The sequence below is a fragment of the Salarchaeum sp. JOR-1 genome (assembly GCF_007833275.1).
Classification (GTDB): Archaea; Halobacteriota; Halobacteria; order Halobacteriales; family Halobacteriaceae; genus Salarchaeum.
This window is the reverse complement of sequence record NZ_CP042240.1, coordinates 159059-178915: the sequence shown is the minus strand read 5'-3', so window position 1 is coordinate 178915 and position 19857 is coordinate 159059. Positions and strand designations below refer to the sequence as shown.

Below are 19857 nucleotides of genomic sequence, written 5' to 3'. Positions count from 1 at the left end.
CGAAATAGCCATAGAGTGCAAATCTAAACAGAACCTCGAAAATGATGTCGTTGGTGCTAATGATGCAACAGATATCGTTCGGAAGATATCAATATCTCGGAAAGTGACGATCGGTACTCCCGACTTTGGAGAACACGCGGGACCAGACGCGGAATCCCAAGGTGTCTTGCTGCTCCCTTCTGCGGCCTTTGCAACATTTGTTCTTGCAGCTGAAACTGGAAATATAGACCCAAGCGACTATTTCCAGCTTTTTGATGAGATTGGATATTGTTCTCGGGATGATGTGAGAGAAATCTTCGGTCTAATGCGAAACTGGTGATTTATTAAAATCTTGTCCAGCACCTCTTCTAAGTGTAGTCCAACGGTACATATTTACAATCCACCTGAGTCCGATAGTCCGTGTCAATTACACGAGCGAAGTCTATCGATTCTCTCTACGAGGAATGCAAGGATTTCGACCTTGTGCTCGTGCCGGATGCGCCGATGGCGAGTGCCCTGAACCGGCGTCTTGACCAACCCCACTTCGGGCCATTCGCGATCACACCACGGCGCCTGGCTGCCCAACGCCGAGAACAGGCCGAGGATCGACTCGCGTTCCTCGAAATCATTCAGACGACTGATCTCAACTGGAAGGAGACGTCCTATGCGGTCGGGAACATCCTCCAGTGCTGGGAGTATCAGGGGACGGCTGACGCTATTCTGGACTACGAGCAGTTCGCGACGACGGCAACGCACACTGCTGTCGACTGTATCGCAGAGATGGACACGACGTCTAACCGTCTCACTGAGTACAGTATCGAAGCCGACACGTCGGTCGCTGTCGTCGGCTTCAAGCAGCTTACCGAACTCGAACGCTCGATCCTTCCCCCAGACTACGAGACGGTCGACCCGTTCACCGAGGAGTCATTCGACCATCCATCGTTCCGCATCCTCGACTCACCGGCCGCAATCGTCGACGCGGTCCTCGATACAGTTACACAGGAGAACGCTGACGACGTGGCTGTCGTCCTCGATGCAGCTAGCCAATATTCCTCGCTCATTGAGTCGGCGCTGGAAGCTGCAGAGATTCCATATTACGGTGGTCCGGGATTCAATGACGATGCCCGTCACCGTGCATTCCTACAGCTCCTTCGAAGTGCCCACGCTGGCCGGGATACGCGAGTAGGCGACGTTCGACCACTCCTCACCCAGCTCGGGATGCCCGTCGACATCGAGCACGACGAGAAGCGTCTCTACGACCTTGACCACCCGGAAGTAGACTGGCTCCTTGAGTTCCGTGATGAGATTCGTGCCCGCACATTCGAGGAGGCTATCGACGAATACGAAGCAGTCACGGACGCCTCTATCGACGCCTTCAGAGAGGAACTCGCGACGCTCGGCCTCCTCGATGACGCCGTCACCGAACCGGCAGTTGACCGTCTCGAGTTCTACCTGCAGTCGTACGAAGTGCCTGTGGATCGGGAGAACGAAGGTGTCCTATTGGCAGATGCAAAATCGGCCGCTCACGTCGACCGCGCCGTCGTGTTCTATCTCGGCCTCGACGAAGGGTGGACACATTCGTCGCCTCGTCGCCCGTGGGTCGACCGAGATCAAGAGTTCGAGCGCAACATCCGTCAATTCCAACTTCTCCTGCAGAACGGTGTCGACCAGTACTACCTCGTGCAGGACACTGCCGGTGGAACGCCGGTCACCCCGTGCCTATACTTCGAGGAACTGTTCGACGAGGAGTTCGACCGATTCAGTGACTTGGACTCACTGCAGCATTCACGGGCGTCTCGAACGACACAGGACGGATTCGAAAAAGAACCACTCGATGTCTCCCCCGAGGAAGTCACTGCACTCAGCCAGTCGAGCCTGAACTCCTACGTCAACTCACCCCGCGATTACTTCTTCAGCCGACTCGTCGACAACCCGGACAAGGACCACTTTAGGGAAGGGAACCTGTTTCACGATTTCGCGGAGTTCTATGTCTCGCATCCGGATGTCGTCACGTCTGATACACTTGACGATGTAGCCGCAGTCGTTCTCGACGAAGTCGACCCGTTCCTCCGAGGCGTCGACCGGGAAGTTCGACTCACCAAGTACCACGTTGGTCTCCAGACCATCGTTGAATTCCTGGATGCAAACCCGCCTCACGATGACGGCCTGGTGACGCCTGACGGTGGTCGGGGAGAGAACTTCTTCGCCGAGTATTACGACCGCCAAATCGATGCGTCGCACACCGAACGCTGGTTCGAGAACACTGATCTCGGGTTGAAGGGTAAGATCGACCTCGTTCACAGCCCGAACCGACTCCTCGACTACAAGAGTGGCTCAAAGAAGTCAGCATACTCGATTGTAAAGCAGTCGGCGCTTGATCCACCGAGCGACAAACCGAACTTCCAGGCGTTACTGTACCTCGCTCACCAGCGAACTGAGCACCCGGATGATGAACTGCGATTCACATTCTTCCACTTCCTCGAAACGCTTGACGATGTGGTGACTGGGAATGGTTCTCTCGAAGACTGTCTCACGACGGTGACCTACTATCCAGTCACCTTCGAGGAATACATCGCGAGCCCAGCTGTCTTCATGGAACTGCAGGAAGACGCCGCGAACGACTGTAACAAGACCTTCTCGAAATCGACATTTGAGGTCTACCAAGCGGTGTTAGATGCGTACGAGTTCCCGGACACCAACGACAGTGACGAACTCATCGAATCCGAGTTCGGCGACGCGCTCACAGATCGACTGATTGCTGATGTTGGGGACTACAAGTACGTGAAAAACGGCTGCAAGCAGGCCTTGAGACACTTGCTCCGTATTCGCAACCAGAACTATTTCACCGGCGATGTGGATGCATTCGAGCAGTTCGTCCAAGATCGCCTCTCGGAGTTGAACGACCGTCGTGCCGGTGATGAACGCTTCCCGGTTCAGGGACTCGGTGGCGATCCAAACTATCGGTACGTGGACAACCGCGATTGCATCCTGGAGGGTGAGTCGCGATGACTGCACCAAACGACCAACAGCAAGACCTGATCGACAGCAAACAGGGCATCCATGTCGTCGACGCCGGCGCAGGGACTGGAAAGACGTTCACCGTCACCCGTCGCTACGCCGAAATCGTCGACCAAGACGACGTCGAGCCTGAGGACGTCCTCCTCGTGACGTTCACCAACAACGCGGCGACGGAGATGAAGGATCGAATCGTCGCCCACTGTGACTACGGGATGCGTGAACTCTCGGACGCACCGATCCAGACGTTCCACAGCCTCTGTCACGACATCCTCATGGAACACGGCTTCGAGGCACCGACGCTTCTCGGCATCGACGACCGCATCACGGGGTCCACGCGTGTCCTCGAAGACGAGAATGTCGAGAAGGCGCAGTTCCGCGAGTTCATCCGTCGGTTCAGCGACGACCATCCCGAGTACGACGACTTCTTCCGCGCCGTCGAGGAACCAGTCGAACTCCTCGGGTTAATCAATCAGCTGGCGGCGAAAGGTGTCTTCCCGACGGCTGATGGCTGGTACCGGAACGGCGAGCGGCATCTGGACGGTGATTTCGAGGCGTTCTACAAGATCTTCGACGAGCTGAACCAGCCCCGTAACGACGGGAACAAGCAGTCGAAGCTTCGCTCGAAACTTGGAGGCTACGGGGACGACAAGTGTTATCTCCCAGACGCGCCCGAGGAGGACGAGATCCGTGGCGGATGGGGTGAGAAGCAGGTTCCTGATGGCGTCGCACAGCTGGTGTTTGACGAACAGCGAGAGGGCCTCAAGAACTTCGTTCACGACGTCTACCACGAGTACCTTGAGTTCGCACTCAGTCGGAACTACCTCAACTTTAGTTTTCTTCAACTATTTGCGTTCGTCCTGCTCTGTGACGACCATCGACTTCGCGACGATGTCGCGTTCGAGTACGTGATGATCGACGAGTTCCAGGACTCTAGCGAGATCCAGTTCAAACTCGCACTCCTGCTTGCAGACACGAACAACGTCTGTGTCGTTGGTGACTGGAAACAGAGCATCTACTCGTTCCAGTACGCCGCCGTCGAGAACATCACCGAGTTCGAGTCCCGGCTGGACCGGTTCGTCGACGAACTCAATGAGAACCACGAGCGAGTGTCGTGGGCAACTCGCCCGATCATCGATATCGAACTCGTCGAGAACTACCGGTCGACGCAGGACATTCTCGACTTCTCCGAGCACAGCCTGGTGACGCCCGCGGCGAGCACGGACGACGTCGACGGGACGGCCGTGCGAGATAGATTTGTGTCACTCTCTTCGAACGCATCGCACGAGAACTCTCAGATAGAGGCGATTCAGCACGAAGACGAACACGAAGCCGTTCTGACAAAGATCCAGGAGATCGTCGAGAACGATGCGTATCAGGTCGAGGAGGATGGGGAACTTCGTCTGCCAGAGTACGGTGATATCGCCGTCCTCACCCGGACTCGTGACTTCGGCCGAGAACTCCTCTCTGTCGCTGAGGCGTATGGGTTGCCGATGGCATATGAAGGAGGCATCGAGTTGTTCCGGTCTGACCCGGCGAAGCTTCTCGTGGCGTGGCTGCGAATCCTCGAATCCGACGCGGAGCGAGGATGGGCAGTCGTCCTTGAGGAGACTGGCTACACGCTCGACGAAGTCAAACACGTCCTCGATAGCGAGGAGTACCCCACCAACATGCAGGCGTTCAAGTCGGAGCTTGCGTCACTGGAGACGGTCGGTGGGGTTGCCCAGCGCGTGTTCTCCCAGTACGACTACGACGGGGCCTATGCCGACGTGCTGCTGACGACGATTCAGTCCGTCCACAGCGCGACGACATTGACACGAGGTGACCTCATCCGATTCATCGAACGCGGCATCGCGGACGGAAGCACCCACGAGGTCCACGCGAGCGCCGGTATGAATTCGGTGACGGTCCAGACCATCCACGCGGCCAAGGGACTCGAGCATCCCATTGTCGTGCTCGCGAACATGAACTCCCATTGCTTCCCACCGTCAGGCGGGAACAGTAACGCGATCACGTTCGACGATCCGATTGGACTACGCCAGCGAAAGCTCTACGCCGATGATCACGGGTATCCACATATTCACGACAACTGGCGGACTGACGTCCTCCGGAAGTGTCTGCCGCGTGGATACGACGAAGAGCGACGCTTGCTCTACGTCGCGATGACGCGGGCTGAGAGCCATCTCGTGTTCGCTGCAGGCGAGAGCCCGAACACGTTCATTGAAGAGCTCCCGGTCGACCTCGAGGAGCTGGAACCCAACGTTCAGGAAGACGATATCGACGAGACGACGCAGGCACACTTGCAGATTTCCGTGCCGACGCCGGACGGCCCGGTCGGACACTCGCCGCACACGCTCATGCGCGACGATGTGTTCGAGGACGTCGACGACGGAAGAGGGACCGCGTTCGGAACGCAGACCCACGAGTTCGCTGAGCGGTACGTACTTGAGGGGGACGTCGAACCCTCGAACGACGACGAGCGTCACATCAAGTCGTTCATAGACTCGCTCGATGGTGAGCTGCGAGTCGAGGAGGACGCCTATCTCCCGCTCACTGTCGATGGCGAACAGGTCACCATCTCAGGAATCGTCGACCTCGTTCACCTTCGTCCCGATACCGTCGAGATCATCGACTTCAAGACTGACCTCGGACGGCACGCTGAGGATGAGTATCGGAAGCAACTCAGCGTGTACTATCACGTGCTGAATGAGTGGTTCCCTGGCCGAGACGTGACTGCAGGTATCTTCTATACCGCCGAAGAGGATCGCGTTAACATCGACCCACTCACGAAAGCGGATCTAGTCGCGCTGATTAGTCAAGAACAGCGTTCGGAAGCCAGCGTTCTCGAGTAGTCATACCGCAATTCCACACTCTCCTTGAACATAACCGGAATTCGTTCGGATCCAAGTTGTTCGGTGGCAATGGATTCTTCAGAGCAGGGAAGAACATCCGCGCACTCAGCACCGATCGAGGTCAGCTGAGACTGCTTGTTACTTGTCTGTGCCATGCATGCGTTTATACGGTAGAGGGGAAAAATTGGGTTGACCAATGAGTCTTGATGAGGCGGTTGAAGAAGCGCTCGCGACGTACAATATGTCGCGCAGCGAAGATGCCGAGGAAGCGGGCCGAACAGTCGCCACCCTCCAAGACTAACAGCGCCACTTCACCGAGGTTTGGCCGTGGTGAATCGCTAGACGTAGCGTGATTTCACGGTTTCACCGCCTGCTTGATGTTGTGAACCGCACACATCAGGACGAGTTCACGAAATTCACCGTACCAAGATCGCGCACGCACGGCGTCGCCGAGCGTGCGCTTGATCGTTGAGAAGACCGTCTCACACATCGCTCGTTGGCGGTAGCGAGGCCCATCGATCCGCGCGTTATGCGCGTGATCGATGGGCCGGAACTCACGATGCTTGATCAGCGGTCTCACGCCGTCTTCACGGAGTTTCTCGCGTAACTCCATCCAATCGTAGCCTTTGTCGGCGGCGAGGCTGGCGAGGTCGCCCGCGTTGCGGCGGGCGACCCGCCAGCCGAGCTGTGTGTCGTGACGTTTCTCAGTCGTACAGTGAACGTCCAGAATGGCGTGGCTTTCTGTGTCCACGAGAGCTGTTGCTTTGAGCGTCTGAACGCGGTAATTTGTCCGACGGCAGTAGTGTTTGCTGGCGTGTTCGCGGTCGAAAAACGTCGCGTCAATAGCGGCGTGTCCGCTCGGCTCGTGCAGCTGCGCCGAGAGGCGCAGCAGCACTCGCCAGAGTGCTGTCTTGATCCTGTCAAACCACTTTACTAGCGTGGAGTGATGCGGGAGATCGGCCGGTTCGAGGCCGATCTCCCCGAGAATATGTGGCATTTCGCTCAGCAGATCCAACGCCTCTCGGTAGGACTTCTCCAAGTAAACCCGAAGACAGTGGAGCGACACAACAGCGTAATCGGCGAAGCCGCCACCCCCTTCGGGGGCGGCGACTTCGCCTCGACCACCGACAGCATTTTTAGCTAACTGAACCGCTTTCTTCGTGAAGCGGGAAATCTTCGACATAGGCATCGGCGGTTTCCCGCTTCATTCCACTAGTTCTGACGGTCGAAGCCGACGCTGTCCAGCGATTCACCAGAGCCGAAATTCCAAGGGAAGAGAATCGTGTATTCTTGGTGCCGGTCTTCGACGTCAGCTTTGAGTTTGGAGAGCCTGGAATGAAAGTCGGATATCGGGTCATCCGAGTCGGAAATGTCTTCGAGGATATCCTCGACTTCGTCTTTGAACTTTTGTTCAGAGATCCGTAGTTCGCCAGGTCTGATTGAGGATTCGTCAGCAATGATGCTGACCAAGACGTCGAATTGGTCGTCCTGCGGAGTGAGTCTTGATTGACCGTCCCGGTCTTCTAAGGCATCGAGGGCATCATGGATGTGTTCGTGAAGCATCGAACTCTGTGATGGACTGTTTTTGAAGCCTGTTTGAAGTAAGTGTTTGCGAGAGGATAGTCAGGGGGTAGTGTTGCCTGTTTTTCAGGGGGCCGGAATGGGTGAGCCCCGCCATAGGCTCGAGATCCGATGTCCTCAGATGACAACCCGTTCCACGACTGCGAGCTGGATCCCGAGGCGATTCTCGGGACACACACCTTCGAAGACGTCCTGTTCACCGACGAGACGGAAACCCCGGTGAATGTGCTCACCGGCGAGACACCGGCCCATTCGCAAGCAACCGTCGAGGAAGCGAAAGAGTTCGCTGCGAGTATCGACACGGAGACGCCCCAGATCGCGCTCCCCGCATCCGTCGAGTCGCAGGTCGAAACACAGAGCAAGCCCTACACGGCGGCCGCGTTCTTCCACTTCAAGGCGACAGGCTCGCTCGAACGCCACCGTGCTTACCACGCCGCCTACGAGTCGGACGCGTTCGCGGTCGACTTCGAGGCAGACTACGAATCGGGCGACCTGACCATCACTGTCGAACGAGCGGACGAATCCTGAGAATCCGCCGTCACGAGGAGAGTTTTTCGAGCGCCGGCGATGGGTGCCGGCGCAGCTCTCGCTCCAGCTGCGGGAGCGAGCAACGATTCCCGGTGCGTCGGCGTTACGAGGTGTTCGAGATGCACATGGTGATTTACGCACTCGTAGAGGCATCGACGCACGACGACGCGCTGGCCACCGGAAAGTCGGTGTTCGACCGCCTGGTCGGCGCGGACCCACACGCCGGCGCCGTCTTCGATTACTATGTGACCTTCGACGAGGAGGACACGTCCGTTGCGGGGAAGGCACGATGGGGGGAGTTGCCGACGGCAGCCCCCGTCGACTCCGATGACGGCGAAGACCTGCTCGAGCGTGGCTGGGAGGCGACGAAAGAGGAATTCGAGCGTAATCTCGACCGGGTGAAAGAGGCCATCGAGGAGCTCTCCGACGAGGAGATCATGCGCGACGAGGACCTCGCCCGGCACGCCTTCCACCAGGTAGGTGCGTACGACGGCCCGACGATCTTCCTGTACACCGAACACGGAACCGGCATTCGCCACCGTGGACAGCTGGATCGACTCCTCGAGGAGAGTGAGGAGCTCTGGATCGTACCCGCTGACGTCCACTTCTGAATAATGCCCAGGATCACCAACTGGCGACGCGAGAGCCGCTCGCCGACGCTTGCGTATCGGAACACCGAGACCGGGGCGCGAGCCGTCCTGCATCGAGCCCCGGATTCCTACCGGTACAAGTGGCGCGGAGCAATCCTCGTCGACGGCTACCCGGTTTGGTCGCGGGGATACGAGACGAAGGACGCGACGTCGTTCCGTGACGAACTCCGGGAGCGGCCGGTCCCGGACCTCAGCTGCCCGGAGTGTCCGAACAACGACGTTCGCGTCGGCGAGAAGGCAGCAGACGGGGCGAAAATCCAGCGATGGTACGACTGCCCCGACTGTGGATACGAAGCCCCCTCACGCATCGTCTACGGCGCCGAACGGTGAGTGAGCGAGCGCCGGACGCTGTTTTTCGGCCGGGCACGAGGTGGTGGCCCGGTACGACCGGGTGAGTCAACAAATGAGTCTCGAAGTACTTGACCGTCACAGCGAGGCACTGTTCGAGTTCCTCTGGTGTCCCGTCTGCGGGCAGGAGGTCTTCACTCACATCCCGTTCGAGGGGGTGTTCTGCAAGAACTGCAACACCCAGGTCGAACTCCAGGAATCCCGCGAGACGCGCGGCTACGAGGAGGCCGTGCTCGCCTGCTTCGATTCTACCACGACCTGGAACCTCCACGTCGACGAGAAACTGCGCCGCGACCTGCCTGATGGGTCGGCGCGCGTGAAAATCTTCGGCGCACCGGGCGCCTACAAGGTCGACTGGTGGAGTCCAGAGCCGGGTGAGGACTGGGAGCCTGTCGAGCGCGGCGAGTTCGACGACCTCGAGGAACCATCAGAGGTGTCGCATCTGGCGTAGAGCACGCGTTAGGGCGGTGAATTTACGCCCGACACACGTCGCAGTCTCCGCATCCACGAGGGGTTCGCTCGTCGAAGTAGAGACGGCGCCATCGAGCAAACTGATCCGCATACGTGTCCTTGCTGTACGGGAATTGGTACAGATTGACCCCGTCCGGCAGGTCTGCGATTTCGGGCGCGTCTACGCCGGGGAATCCGTTACGAAACACGAGATCTTCTGTTTTGGACACCAGCTCAGGAGCAACTGTGGATGGGTCCGAGGCCTTCAAGAAGTAGAGTGATGGGATGAACTCTTTCGGGTCGAAGAATCCGTTGGCGTGCAGAATCCACCCACAGATCCACAGATACGCCTTCTCACTGGAGAAGAAGACTCCGTAGTGGTTGTCCGATTGCCGGCGTTTGTACACGAACACGGGGAGACCATAGCTGAAGCCGACCCGCGTTGGCTCTGCGTGGATATAGCAGTCCTCACGGTCGATGTAGTGGACCAGCGGAGCTTGACACAGCTTGCCTGGGTGCTCACCAGTACCGATCTGCTCCCACAGCTCCGAGACGGAAGCCACGTCCGCGCTCTCGTCCTCGAGAGTCGTATCATCGATTGCACGATGGACGGGCGCAGCGGACTGAATCTCCTCGGGGAGATCGTCGCTGGACAGCTTCGCCGTCTCTCGGTCAGGGAGTGTCCGGTAGAAGTGTTTATAGAAGCCCTCACGACGCCGCTTGTCGGCGAGCGCTTCGCACCGGGCGCAGTCCTCGATGAACATCGCTGGCACCACCCGGTCTGGATTCTCGGCGGCCTCCTCGTACAGACTACGCTGCCGTTCGGCCCGCCTAGCGATCTCATCCGAATCGGGGAGCGGTGAGCTCCTCTCAGACTCCGATGACATACGCATACCTTTGGGCTGGAACAGCATCAGTTTCCGAGCAAGGACTCCGCCCGACTGCCATCTTGCGAATTTTGGAATTCATTTTTAGCCGGGTTTAAGTTGTCCAGTGACAGCCATTCGGCGAGACCCCAGAGACCCCACTCGATTCAGGAGAGGTTGTTTCTGCGCCGGCGATGGGTGCCGGCGCACACGCGTCGGCGGTGATCGATGTCGACACGAAGTCAACTCCGATTCATCCAACGGAGCGAGACCGCAGGCGAACAGTCCGATACCGACCGCATCGCACAAATCTACCGTCACTCGGACGGGTATCCCGATAGCGTCCTCCGTGACCTTGTCCAGCTGAAGCAGCTGCTTGACGAGACACGAACAGAGCGCGGGCCTGCGTACGCCGCTGCCCAGTTCCTGTTCCTCGACACGCTCTCGACGATGACCCTCTACGTGGACGAAGGGCGTGATCGGAGCGTCCACGCTGACCACCCCTCGGATCTCCTCGAGCCGGACAATATGGAGCACCTCGACTAGCCGATGTTCCTGCTCGGACACGGCGTCGAGAACCCAGCCGACGGCATTCACGGCGACGAGGAGTACCTCTACGTCGTTGAACTCCCGACCCGGAACCCATTCGAGGAGCCGTCCGAGTGGACGGTCAAGGTGAGTGGTCATTCCGCGTTCCCCCGGTGGGACGGGCCAACTGACGAGGCTTTCGAACGGGCAAACTGGCAATTCCGGGGCCCGCTCGAGGACGCACTCACCGACCTCGTTACCGGATAGCCCGGTCGTCAACCTAAATCCAGAAACGTATTTATACGAGTGGGTGTAAGAGTGTACACAGATGATTTCAAAGGCCGGACTCGCTGTGATCGACGCCCTGAGTACCGGTCGCGAGGCGACGCCAGTCGACCTCGCAACAGAAACCGGGTATTCACAGCCACACATCTACGAAGTGCTCGATGACTTGCTGGACGCAGGGCTCGTGGTCGAACGCCGTGGCCCCAACAACCAGCGGCACGTCCGTGTCGCCGACCACCCGGTCATCGAAGCGTACCGGACGCTGCAGTCGGAACTCAGCCACGTTGATTGGGTTGCCCTCCTCTCGCCTGCCACCCTCAAAGTGTGCTGGTTTCTCGACGAGCCCCGCCACGTCTCCGCGATTGCAGCACGACTCAGGATTACGCGCCAAGGCGTTCACAAAGCACTGTCGCCGCTCAAGCATCGAGCGATGCTGTCCCCGTCCGGCCCCGAGTACGCGGTGAGCGAGGACCTCGCACCGCTGCTGGCGTTCGCCCAGGCCGTCGTGACCCACGAGCACCGATCGCGAGCCCGGGAGCTCGCGCCGAGCGCAACTGTCGAATGGTGCGACCCGAAGCGTGCGCTCGTCCGCGTGCAGACCGCCGAGGATACAGACGCACTACTGGACGCCCCTGAGTGGCAGGTGTCCGGACTCGGTCGCTTCGAGGAGTACGGCCTGCAGTTCTTCCTCGCGGGGGAACCCGCGTTCTGGTATGCACCCGACGAGGAACTCACACCTGCCGACGTGGTGTGTCACACGCTCGTTCTCGATAGCGGCTCGCGCCGCGTTAGCTATGCAATGCTGTTGATCGAAAAGCTGGACATCGACCAGGAGACGCTCACAGACACTGCAACGTGGTACAATCTGGAATCCACGATCGCTGCGATGTACCAGGCACTGCAGGAAGGGGTTGAGGACGCGGATGAGTTCCCTGTCGTCCTTCCAAGTGAAACAGAATTTATGGCGCTCAAAGAGCAGTACGGAGTCGCATGACTGTATTCACGGGTGGCGAGGCGATCAAAGCGTTCCTCGAAGAGTTCGATAGCTGGCTGTCGGAGTCCGCGACGGTGTATCTCCTCGGCGGATCGGCGATGACGGTCCGGGGATTGAAAGATCAAACCGAAGATATCGATCTCGCAGTGGGTGTGGTGTCCGAATTCGAGCACGTCTACCAGACGCTCACGTCGCAGGGATTCACGGTTGTCGACGAACCAACGGAGTCGTTCGAAGGCGTCGGAACAACCGTCGAACTACAGCACGACGAGCGCGGGTTTCGGATCGATCTCTTCGAACGGCAGATCGTCGGGAAAGTCTGGATCACCGACCGGATGCACGACCGGGCCGAAGAGTTCTGGACCGGGCGTTGCGTTACCGCGTTCATTCTCTCAGATGAGGATATGTTCTTGCTGAAAGCGGTTTCCGGCGGGGACCTCGCGAGTGGCCGGCGCCGCGACATCGAGGATATGCGGAAATACGCCCAGCGTGGGCTGGACTACGAATCGATTCTGACCGAGATCGACGAACAGCGACCATTCAACACCGGATCCACGGAAGCACAGCAGATCCGTGATCGTTCGCATCCGCTGTTCACGGTCGAGATGGCGGTAAATTCGCTCTCGGGACTGCCGAACACATTCACGTCCCGTATCGAAGCATTTGCGACGGAATTTGAGATCGAATACACTGTTCTGGGAGCGGTCGACGACGGCATCGACACCGTCGACGCCATCCAGGAGCGAGTCCTCGCGAATGTGCGGGCGCTGTCGGACGGCCAAGAAGATGCCGTTGACGACGCGATTGAGCGACTCGTTGCAAAGGAGGTTCTCAAGCGCGACGGGGATACGATTCAGCTTCGGTAAGACGACACGCCGACTCCGGGGTGTTTTTCCCGTCCCGCAAGGGGTGCGGGACGGCACGACCGTCCCGGATCATTGATGAGTTCTGCAAGCGACAGCGAAATCGCACCTGATCACTGGTGGCTGTATCACCGAACAGACGACGACCATTTCGTGTTCGCCTACGAGTTCTCGACATCCGTCCTCTGCCACGTTCAGCGACCCTCGGACTGGCTGGTCCGGATCGACCGGGCTGATGGGACGATTCTCTTCAGCCAGCACGACCTCAGGTCGCGAGAGGCAGCATTCGCGCTCCCCGAGAGCGTCATGGAGCTCTGTACGCTGCTCCATCGGGAGGTCGTCACGGAGCGGAGCCAAGCGCGAAAGCCGATGTACGTCGGATCCCGACCAACAGGGACCGCGAGTGCGAGCAATCAAGAAGCCGGACGCGGTCCAGATACCGCCCGTCGACCGTTGGACTCCCGTCCCCGTCAGCCCCTAGAACGACCACGAGGTATGGGTCACTGGGAGGGTGGGTTCCGATGACCGCCGGCCGAGCGTACCGCGGTGAACGCTGTATGGGTGGACAGCTGGTGTACACGCCCGATGGCGACGTACTGGACAAGCACCTCTACGTTCTGCGCCGCGCCCCTGGTGGATTCGACTGGGAACCGGAGGCCGACGAGGCCCGCATCGATCAGCTCGCAATCGCGCTGCTGGCCGATTCAGTGACGAAGAACATCGCGCTCGATCACTACAAGGAGTTCGCGCAGTACCTGCGTGAAGAGCTCGAGGGCGAGGAGTGGCGACTCCCAACTAGCGACATTTCGTCAGATACCTGGTCGCGAGCCATCGACGTCGCTGATGAGACGCCCTCACCGGAGGATGTCGACATCACGGCAGTCGATTTCGACGAGATGACCTTCGCGGTCGAGCGAGCACTCTGCGAGCAACACGACATCAGCATCCACCAGAGCGTCGACGATCGCCGCGAGGAACTGGAGGAGGGGCGCCAAGCAGTCCAATCAGAAACTACCGACTCGGAGGAGTTACGAAGCGACACCGGCGGCTTCGAGTTCCCGGCAGCTAGCCAGTAGGGGCGGCGACGGCGCTTCCGGAGCTGTTTTTCGAGCCCCCGAGAGGGGGGCGGGGGTTACCACTCCCGCGACGTACCAATGAACGTGACGCTCGTCGTCCCAGACCGAACGCGGCAGAAGTAAGACTTTCGGGCCAAGCTCCTCGGAATTATCGCCCGCAAGGTACTTGGTTTACCGTTGCTCGTGGCTGGTCTCCTCTGAACGCGTCGTATCTCTCACGGCCAACGCTCCGATCCACTCGGAACCGCGAATTATTTTCATTAATAACACGGACGGTGTATTCACCACTTAGACACTCCCTCGTGAAGCAGAAAAGAGACAATGCAGGATTCCTTGATTGCAAATAGATGACGTGTTCAGTCCCCGCCGTTCTGGCCGTTGGTGTGCTCCTTCTTTCCGGATGTCTTTCCGGTGGTGGAGCCCCCACCAGTCACCAGTGCGTTATTTCCTTTGAGGAAGAGACCCCGAGTTCAACAGTCGAAATCACACAGGTTGTTGAAGACGCGGGAATGATAGAAATCGCCTACAATACAACCGAGATCGTCGCTACTGTTGAGCTGATAGCTGGCGGGAATACAATTAAAACGAATAATTCAATGCCTCCCGGATCTCATAGTATGTCGATCCCTACAGCTCAGCTGGACACTGGAACTATCACTCTTCAAGCCTCCACTCCCGACGGAGAAATCATCGCAGACTATCGGATTCTTACCACAAATTGCACCAGTAACCCGTGAACGGCATAGAAAAGTGGCTCTCGGAAACTATCCTATAGAAGATTGTTGGAAGGGGTTGTATAGAGTGGCTCAGAGTCCGTTTGTGTGACCACTAACGAACCAGTTGAATGCGCCAGCGGGAATTGAGGTGTACTGCTCGTCCTTCTCTTCACTTGTTAAGTGAATCACACCATTAAGCGCATTGACTGTTCGGCAGAAACTTCCGGCCGCACAGAATTTGAAGCCAACAGTACCATTCTGTCCGTGAGGCTCTGTTGAAATCCACAGTGGTCGACAGGTTCCGGCGCGGATCGATAAAGACAGGCAGTGTCGTTTACGAACTGGCGCCCTGACGATACTCATCTAATGCCGTTAGCAAGAGGAGAATCACCACGGCAGCGACAAAAATCGGTGTGCCGTTGGAATCCGGGAAGAAGACGCGGTACGCTGTGAATCCGCCAATAGCGGCTATTGAGGATTTCACGAAGAGCCACGTATCAGAATCCATCCTAACCCCAGCATCGAACCGAAGAACAATAATCTCCTTGCTCAATACGCAAGCTCAATTTACCAACGTTTTCAAATGGGAATATATCTAACTAATAGGATGGGTGTGTCATAGAACACTTCACAAGGTGTTGCCTTCGTAGGTTCAACGGAGAATCACCCGTTACATCGTTCCTGCGAACTACTCACGTTGGTGTTTTAGTTGACCTATTGAACAAGGCGAGGAGAGTATAGCCGAGATAGAAGCCCGTTCCGTGAATAAGCGTTTGAGTCAGGAGTTCTTCGGGTGTATCGATTCCTACCGCATGGATGAGCCACATATCGCTAAGGGAGATGAGGAATGCGAGCAGATATGTGAACACTGCCCTGCGAATACTGAATAGAGGGCTTGTCTGTATTTGTTCAAGCATTGTTTCGACTCTCCCGCTGAAGTGCTAAAGTCCTTGTCTGTATCTCGCACGCCGATGCTATCAGGCACTAAGGAGTTCAACAGAGCCATCTAGTTCAAGAATCACGCCGGCAAGTAGAGCGTCTACCTCCCGCTGGCGTGACTTCGCGACCTGTTTTTCGCGCCCCCCAGAGAGGGTGAGGGCTCCATCAAGAGTCCTCAGAGGTGACTGCCTGTGAGTCAACAACAGCGTCCTGACAACGTCTCGATCGATGAGATTCCGGTCGATATCGACAATACGCAATCAGCGGAGGTCGATCCCGCCGACGTCCCCGACGAAATCGAGGGTTCTCAAAGCGGCCCGGTGGTGGTATCTACACGGCAAGGGCGGGACAGACCCCGCCTTCCAGTGGGCCATCGAGTGGGCGCGTCATCTTGCGACCGACACGCCCAGCGACGTCGAGCGGTTCGACGAGTTCCTCGAGTACCTCGTTACGGTCGGCTTTGCGGACGAACGCCACGAACTCCGCTAACCGACAGAGCGGTTTTTTGAACGCCCCTGAGGGGTGCGGCGCGGTCTGCACAGACGCAGTCGCCGTAACCTTGATTCGGTGCACACAATGGCTACGACCAGTGACTCGTCGGTCTCCTTCGAGGCAACCGACACTCGATCCGACGAGATGAACAGTACGATCGAACAGTGGATCGACGACCTCGTCGCCGGCGTTGACGACGCGCAGGCCAGCGACGAGTTCCAAGAGTGGCTCGATGTCCAGAGTCGCTTCCACGACTACTCCTACCGGAACACTCTCCTGATCAAGCGCCAATGTCCCGAGGCGACGAAGGTCGCCGGCTACCGGACGTGGCAGGAGGAGTTCGATCGCCACGTCACGGAGGGTGAGTCGGCCATCTGGATCTGGGCGCCGATCATCACCACACAGTGTCCGGAGTGCGAGAACTCGCCGAGCTACCACGAGGATAGCGACTGTGACTACGATGAGACGTCGCCCGAGGAGTGGTCCGAGGGCCTGGTCGGGTTCAAGCCCGCGCCGGTATTCGATGTCTCCCAGACCGAGGGCGAGCCGCTTCCCGACCTGGACACGGAAGCGACCGGGGACGCCGGCGATCTCGTCGAACAGTTGACTGCCGCCGCTGATGACCTCGGCGTGACGGTGCGGATCGTTCCAGCGGAGGAATGGACCCACGGCGAGGCAAAGGGAATCTGCGAGCAGCTAAGCCTCGTCGACGTTCAGCCGCTCGTCGAGGTGCGTGATCGGGAGAACGAGGCCGACCTTGCGCGGACGCTGATTCACGAGTACGCCCACGCCCTGCTCCACTTCGACGTCGACGACGACACCGAGCGGGCGAAACGCGAAGTCGAGGCCGAAGCCGTCGCGTATGTCGTCGGACGCTATTGTGGGCTCGACACTAGCGGGTCGGCATTCTACCTCGCGGCCTGGGAGTCGGACGATCCCGAGGTCGTTCGCGAGCGGCTTGGACGGATTAGTCGAACGGCAGAAGAGCTCATTGACGTTCTCGAGAGCGAATCCTCGTCCCAACCTGATTAACCAACAGAGTGATGGATTCCTTCCGCTCTGTTGGTTAAGTTTTTCTGCGCCCGCCGAGGGCCGGAGGCGCGTTCTGACCTTCGTCGAATGATGACTGAACCCTATCTCACGACGATCCTCGAGGAAGCTGAGCACGTTGCCGAGCAGCATGACCAGGTCGCTCGAACGACAGACAACCAAGCCCACGAGTACCTTCGATACGCCGTCCTCCGGGTGCTCGAAGGCGAGGCGGACCACCTCCCAGCAGACTGGACGCCGATCGACGGCGTGACCGTCGGCTACGGGAGCGACGAGGCGATGTGCGACAGCTGGGGCTCCAGCGAAGACTGGTGGGAGACCCTCCCGCCGCAAGAAGCGTGTACACGCTTCCGGGTGTTCTTCCCGGACGACCACCAGACGGTTCCCCGTGACGTCGTCGACGTGATGGCCGCGCTCGGTGCCTGGCGCGTCTGGACTGGGAGCGCAGCCGCGTGCGGCTCCTACGACCATCGCGAGCGCCGCGAGGTCCACTACCTGTGGCAGGAAGGGCATCCGGTGGAGGAAGTGCTCCACGAGCGGCTCAGTGGCCCTGCGGAAGCCGTCGCTCCCGACGGTGGCCGAACGGGCGACGTTCGCGACCGACTGGTCGTGGACGAGAACGCACAGTCAAAGGACGATCTCGAGCCCCGCACGAAGCGTGCCGTCGCCGAAGCGATGGACGTCTCGCTCCTCTCGAAAGGTGGCCGCTACGAGGTACAGTCCGCGTCCGGCAACAGGTACGAAGTCGACGTCATCGACGAATCGTGTACCTGTCCCGACTGGCAGCAACGTTCACCCGAAGGCGGCTGCAAGCATCTGCGCCGCGTCGATCACGAGATCAAACGGGGCCGCGTTCCCCGCCCAGACGGCCGCCTCCCTTCCCCGTAGTCGTGACCAGACTACTCCTCGGGACGGACTGTGTCGCCATCCCGACGGACCCGGTCGAACGTTGAGAGATACGCGAGCCGGTCGTGAACCTCGTCAGTATCCAACTCCAGTTCGGCGGCAAGTTCATCGACGGTCATCGGCTTGTCGAGTGCCTGGAGGGCTTCGAGCCCCCGGTAGTACCTGTTCGTGAGCTCCTGGACGCGGCCCTCGATCGGCGTGGTCACCCCGTACCGCTCCTCGAGTTCGACCAGGGCCTCGTTCGCGAACGTGGCGAACTGATCGTCCCCCAGGCGTTCGATCTGGGCTTCGAGTTCATCTCGGACGACGTCGTAATCGAGGCCGGCCTGCACGAGCATATTCATGTCCTCGATGTCGTCGTCGCGGCCTGCGATTGCCTTGAACAGGAAGATATCCTCGTTGCTGACCAGCCGGACCGTCAGTCGATCCGTGTCGAGGAACGGCTCGCTGCGCTCTTGCATCCCGTCGGTGAGCACGAGCTTGTTCGCGACCTGCTGGTTGAAGATGTCGAGACGACACCCGTCGTCGTTCTCGACGCAGCTCGTCGCGCCAAGCGCCCGGTAATCTGGATCCAGCGATTGAACCTCCGCATACCCGAGGTCCATCAGGACGGCCCACAGCTGACCGTACGCGTCGCCATCCGGGACGACCAGGTCGATGTCTTTCGTCGCCCCTTTGAGGTCGCGCAGCGACATCGCGCCACCACCGATCAGGTAGACCGTGAGCGGTTCAGATAGCCCGTCCCCGATCCGCTGGAATTCGTTCTCGATGTACTCACGTCCGAATGTTGGTCTCATTGTGGTAGTGGCACCTCGTAGTCAGCCGCCAGCTCCTGGAACTCGTCCCACTCCGGGAGCCGGTCGTCGTCGACCTCGCCGTGCGTCTCGAGGTAACGGAGCAAGGCGTCGATTTCGTCTTCGAGGCCATACTTCGCCGCCTGCTCTCGGAGGTCCGCCTCGTCGACGTCGACGTGGCTGAGCAGGAGGAGACAGTACGAGCGGTGACGGCTGCCGTCGTCGATCAGTAGCGTGTGACAGCAGAGCTCCGCCGGCGAGACTGCGTCGAGATCCTCGGAGTAGACGTAGTAGCGGTGGCCGGTGAGCAGGAACTGGAGGTCGAAGGCCGCGAACCGAGCGAGGCCGGTTTCGTGGAACCCCTCTGCGTCGATCTCCTTCTCGGCCTGCGCGAGGAATTCGTCGTAGTCCTCCCAGAGAATCGTCCCCTTCGGGGCGACGGCTTCGAGGCGCTGGCGATGCAGCTGGTGTGCGAGTTCACGGGCGAACTCGTGGAGGCGGTCGAAGTCGGCGTTGAACTCGTAGCGGCCGTCGGCCGTCCCGACGAGACCACGGTCGCGAATCCGCTTGAGGATGCGGTTGACCGTGTTGCGGTAGTTGTCGCTCCGGTCGGCGATCTCGGAGACGGTTCGCGGCTGGTCGAGGTAGTACAGCACCTCGAGTGCCTTGCCCGTCAGCAGTTCGGGGAAGTCGATATGGGAGTGCTGGCGGACGAGGTCCCGGTAGAGTTCGACGGCGCGAGCATCCGACGGAACGACTCGTTTTCGCCGCCCGTCGCGTTCCGTGTAGACGAGTCCCTTTTCGACGAGGTCGGCGACGGCACGAGAGAGGTAGCTCTCGCTGTGGTCGAGCTTCGTCGCGAGTTCGGAGATCGTGTCGCCGCGGTCGACCGTGGCGAGGATCTCGAGTTCGATGCGCCGGAGCACGGTGTAACATAGTACGAAA

Annotated in this window: 18 protein-coding genes and 2 pseudogenes; 14 read left to right on the top strand and 6 right to left on the bottom strand. The window is 59.1% G+C overall.

What is annotated here, in order from left to right; translation table 11 throughout:
- Positions 1–399: 399 nt before the first annotated feature.
- Positions 400–2988 carry a PD-(D/E)XK nuclease family protein gene (locus tag FQU85_RS00880; protein ID WP_206022013.1) on the top strand — a complete coding sequence of 863 codons (2589 nt, stop codon included), beginning with the start codon at positions 400–402 and terminating at the stop codon, positions 2986–2988.
- Positions 2985–5846 carry an exodeoxyribonuclease V subunit beta gene (locus FQU85_RS00875; protein ID WP_145843650.1) on the top strand — a complete coding sequence of 954 codons (2862 nt, stop codon included), beginning with the start codon at positions 2985–2987 and terminating at the stop codon, positions 5844–5846. The genes FQU85_RS00880 and FQU85_RS00875 overlap by 4 nt, the downstream gene beginning before the upstream one ends.
- 355 nt (positions 5847–6201) lie before the next feature.
- Here the strand turns inward: FQU85_RS00875 and FQU85_RS00870 are convergent, their stop codons facing one another.
- Complete coding sequence (locus tag FQU85_RS00870; RefSeq protein ID WP_145843649.1) at positions 6202–7029, bottom strand: IS5 family transposase; 828 nt, start codon at positions 7027–7029, stop codon at positions 6202–6204.
- Positions 7030–7058: 29 nt separating this feature from the next.
- The gene (locus FQU85_RS13205) at positions 7059–7409 is read right to left on the bottom strand and encodes a hypothetical protein (protein WP_168219908.1); all 351 of its coding nucleotides are present in this window, start codon (positions 7407–7409) and stop codon (positions 7059–7061) included.
- A 129-nt stretch (positions 7410–7538) separates the two neighbouring features.
- Between FQU85_RS13205 and FQU85_RS00860 the strand changes: the two genes are divergently transcribed.
- The 4 genes from FQU85_RS00860 (at position 7539) to FQU85_RS00845 (ending at position 9404) form a co-directional block, all read left to right on the top strand.
- Positions 7539–7955: a hypothetical protein gene (locus tag FQU85_RS00860; RefSeq protein WP_145843647.1), complete on the top strand. Its 417-nt coding sequence runs from the start codon at positions 7539–7541 to the stop codon at positions 7953–7955.
- Between the two features lie 119 nt (positions 7956–8074).
- On the top strand, positions 8075–8566 hold the full coding sequence (locus tag FQU85_RS00855; protein ID WP_137711769.1) for a hypothetical protein: 492 nt from the start codon (positions 8075–8077) through the stop codon (positions 8564–8566).
- Between the two features lie 3 nt (positions 8567–8569).
- Positions 8570–8935, top strand: a complete 366-nt coding sequence (locus FQU85_RS00850; protein WP_145843646.1) for a hypothetical protein — start codon at positions 8570–8572, stop codon at positions 8933–8935.
- Positions 8936–9008: 73 nt separating this feature from the next.
- Positions 9009–9404 (top strand): hypothetical protein, encoded by a 396-nt coding sequence (locus FQU85_RS00845; RefSeq protein WP_145843645.1) that lies wholly within the window; start codon positions 9009–9011, stop codon positions 9402–9404.
- A gap of 22 nt (positions 9405–9426) precedes the next feature.
- Here the strand turns inward: FQU85_RS00845 and FQU85_RS00840 are convergent, their stop codons facing one another.
- A complete protein-coding gene (locus tag FQU85_RS00840) occupies positions 9427–10290 on the bottom strand; it encodes a hypothetical protein (RefSeq protein WP_240792390.1) in 864 nt (287 codons plus the stop codon).
- A 207-nt stretch (positions 10291–10497) separates the two neighbouring features.
- Here FQU85_RS00840 and FQU85_RS00835 point away from each other — a divergent pair.
- From FQU85_RS00835 to FQU85_RS00810, 5 genes and pseudogenes are all read left to right on the top strand, one after another.
- A pseudogene (locus tag FQU85_RS00835) lies at positions 10498–11064 on the top strand (hypothetical protein).
- 61 nt (positions 11065–11125) lie between these two features.
- Entirely contained in the window at positions 11126–12076 is a 951-nt protein-coding gene (locus FQU85_RS00830; protein ID WP_145843643.1) for a helix-turn-helix domain-containing protein, read from the top strand.
- Positions 12073–12942 (top strand): hypothetical protein, encoded by an 870-nt coding sequence (locus FQU85_RS00825; RefSeq protein ID WP_145843642.1) that lies wholly within the window; start codon positions 12073–12075, stop codon positions 12940–12942. Before FQU85_RS00830 ends, FQU85_RS00825 begins: the two co-directional genes overlap by 4 nt.
- A 554-nt stretch (positions 12943–13496) precedes the next feature.
- Entirely contained in the window at positions 13497–14015 is a 519-nt protein-coding gene (locus tag FQU85_RS00815; protein ID WP_240792389.1) for a DUF6166 domain-containing protein, read from the top strand.
- A gap of 347 nt (positions 14016–14362) precedes the next feature.
- Positions 14363–14752 (top strand): hypothetical protein, encoded by a 390-nt coding sequence (locus FQU85_RS00810; protein WP_145843639.1) that lies wholly within the window; start codon positions 14363–14365, stop codon positions 14750–14752.
- A 671-nt stretch (positions 14753–15423) separates the two neighbouring features.
- Here the strand turns inward: FQU85_RS00810 and FQU85_RS00805 are convergent.
- Positions 15424–15648 carry a hypothetical protein gene (locus FQU85_RS00805; protein WP_145843638.1) on the bottom strand — a complete coding sequence of 75 codons (225 nt, stop codon included), beginning with the start codon at positions 15646–15648 and terminating at the stop codon, positions 15424–15426.
- A gap of 213 nt (positions 15649–15861) precedes the next feature.
- On the opposite strand from FQU85_RS00805, the pseudogene FQU85_RS00800 reads away from it, so the two are divergent.
- From FQU85_RS00800 to FQU85_RS00790, 3 genes and pseudogenes are all read left to right on the top strand, one after another.
- A pseudogene (locus tag FQU85_RS00800) lies at positions 15862–16159 on the top strand (hypothetical protein).
- 87 nt (positions 16160–16246) lie between these two features.
- A complete protein-coding gene (locus FQU85_RS00795) occupies positions 16247–17194 on the top strand; it encodes an ImmA/IrrE family metallo-endopeptidase (RefSeq protein ID WP_145843637.1) in 948 nt (315 codons plus the stop codon).
- Between the two features lie 90 nt (positions 17195–17284).
- Complete coding sequence (locus tag FQU85_RS00790) at positions 17285–18100, top strand: hypothetical protein (RefSeq protein ID WP_145843636.1); 816 nt, start codon at positions 17285–17287, stop codon at positions 18098–18100.
- A gap of 11 nt (positions 18101–18111) precedes the next feature.
- Here the strand turns inward: FQU85_RS00790 and FQU85_RS00785 are convergent, their stop codons facing one another.
- Together FQU85_RS00785 and FQU85_RS00780 are read right to left on the bottom strand one after the other, a co-directional pair.
- Positions 18112–18915, bottom strand: coding sequence for a DUF6036 family nucleotidyltransferase (locus tag FQU85_RS00785; RefSeq protein ID WP_145843635.1), 804 nt, complete (start codon positions 18913–18915; stop codon positions 18112–18114).
- A complete protein-coding gene (locus FQU85_RS00780; protein WP_145843634.1) occupies positions 18912–19838 on the bottom strand; it encodes a MarR family transcriptional regulator in 927 nt (308 codons plus the stop codon). Before FQU85_RS00780 ends, FQU85_RS00785 begins: the two co-directional genes overlap by 4 nt.
- Between the last annotated feature and the right edge of the window lie 19 nt (positions 19839–19857).

Coding starts and splice junctions, on each gene's coding strand:
- FQU85_RS00875 (WP_145843650.1), top strand. CDS start 2,985: ATGACTGCACCAAACGACCAACAGCAAGACCTGATCGACAGCAAACAG.
- FQU85_RS00870 (WP_145843649.1), bottom strand. CDS start 7,029: ATGTCGAAGATTTCCCGCTTCACGAAGAAAGCGGTTCAGTTAGCTAAA.
- FQU85_RS13205 (WP_168219908.1), bottom strand. CDS start 7,409: ATGCTTCACGAACACATCCATGATGCCCTCGATGCCTTAGAAGACCGG.
- FQU85_RS00860 (WP_145843647.1), top strand. CDS start 7,539: ATGTCCTCAGATGACAACCCGTTCCACGACTGCGAGCTGGATCCCGAG.
- FQU85_RS00855 (WP_137711769.1), top strand. CDS start 8,075: ATGCACATGGTGATTTACGCACTCGTAGAGGCATCGACGCACGACGAC.
- FQU85_RS00850 (WP_145843646.1), top strand. CDS start 8,570: ATGCCCAGGATCACCAACTGGCGACGCGAGAGCCGCTCGCCGACGCTT.
- FQU85_RS00845 (WP_145843645.1), top strand. CDS start 9,009: ATGAGTCTCGAAGTACTTGACCGTCACAGCGAGGCACTGTTCGAGTTC.
- FQU85_RS00840 (WP_240792390.1), bottom strand. CDS start 10,290: ATGTCATCGGAGTCTGAGAGGAGCTCACCGCTCCCCGATTCGGATGAG.
- FQU85_RS00830 (WP_145843643.1), top strand. CDS start 11,126: ATGATTTCAAAGGCCGGACTCGCTGTGATCGACGCCCTGAGTACCGGT.
- FQU85_RS00825 (WP_145843642.1), top strand. CDS start 12,073: ATGACTGTATTCACGGGTGGCGAGGCGATCAAAGCGTTCCTCGAAGAG.
- FQU85_RS00815 (WP_240792389.1), top strand. CDS start 13,497: ATGGGTGGACAGCTGGTGTACACGCCCGATGGCGACGTACTGGACAAG.
- FQU85_RS00810 (WP_145843639.1), top strand. CDS start 14,363: ATGACGTGTTCAGTCCCCGCCGTTCTGGCCGTTGGTGTGCTCCTTCTT.
- FQU85_RS00805 (WP_145843638.1), bottom strand. CDS start 15,648: ATGCTTGAACAAATACAGACAAGCCCTCTATTCAGTATTCGCAGGGCA.
- FQU85_RS00795 (WP_145843637.1), top strand. CDS start 16,247: ATGGCTACGACCAGTGACTCGTCGGTCTCCTTCGAGGCAACCGACACT.
- FQU85_RS00790 (WP_145843636.1), top strand. CDS start 17,285: ATGACTGAACCCTATCTCACGACGATCCTCGAGGAAGCTGAGCACGTT.
- FQU85_RS00785 (WP_145843635.1), bottom strand. CDS start 18,915: ATGAGACCAACATTCGGACGTGAGTACATCGAGAACGAATTCCAGCGG.